Origin of the sequence: Vogesella mureinivorans (assembly GCF_007644035.1) — a bacterium.
Classification (GTDB): domain Bacteria; phylum Pseudomonadota; class Gammaproteobacteria; order Burkholderiales; family Chromobacteriaceae; genus Vogesella; species Vogesella mureinivorans.
On sequence record NZ_VMTV02000952.1, the window covers coordinates 1 to 593 of the forward strand.

The 593-nt window shown below is 54.0% G+C and carries 1 protein-coding gene; it reads left to right on the forward strand.

Going from position 1 to position 593, the window contains the following annotated elements:
- Positions 1 to 29: 29 nt before the first annotated feature.
- Positions 30 to 128: an MbeD/MobD family mobilization/exclusion family protein gene (locus tag FLQ44_RS21295; protein ID WP_240617616.1), complete on the forward strand. Its 99-nt coding sequence runs from the start codon at positions 30 to 32 to the stop codon at positions 126 to 128.
- Positions 129 to 593: the final 465 nt, after the last annotated feature.

Here is a 593-nt window from a genome sequence, read left to right on the forward strand (position 1 = left end):
TCGCGGAATGGCGGAGCATGTGTGGTCTTATGCAACGGGAGAACGCGGTGCTGAACGAGCGCGTGTCGGACTTGAGCACGCAGGTGCTGAGTTTAAGCGAGCAGCTGCGCCGCTTGTCCGGGAACTGAATGCCATCGAGGAGAAGGCTGCACTGGAGTATCAGCGTCAGAACGAGCTGGAGCTGACGCTCCGACAGAAGCAGAAGAGTTTCGATGGTCCGAAGATGAGGTGACAGCCCGCACGAAGAAGGGCTCATCGCGTTCCTGCTAAATAGGCTGACTACCGGAATGGTAGTGACTTATCCCGGAGGAAGTGATGAAAATTCTCAACGTTATTGAAGCCCTGCTGAACTGTTTTTACCTGGTGATGGAGCTGTGTGAGTTGCCGGAGAGGCATTTGCCGGTTTTTAAGGCGTTCGCGCTGATTTTAGTGTGACTTTACGCTGCATGCATCTGGCTGCATGACTATGCATCAGTGTAATATCCAGCGGCTGCGTTTTTGGTGTTTTTTCGTCATGTCTGTCGCCACTTTCTCGCGTCTGGCACCGGAAACGCAGCCAACCCCGTTTCTGCGGTGCGGGCAAGGGATGTTAT

Bases quoted from the DNA above. Each gene is read 5' to 3' on its own strand.
- FLQ44_RS21295 (WP_240617616.1), top strand. From the start codon at position 30: ATGCAACGGGAGAACGCGGTGCTGAACGAGCGCGTGTCGGACTTGAGC.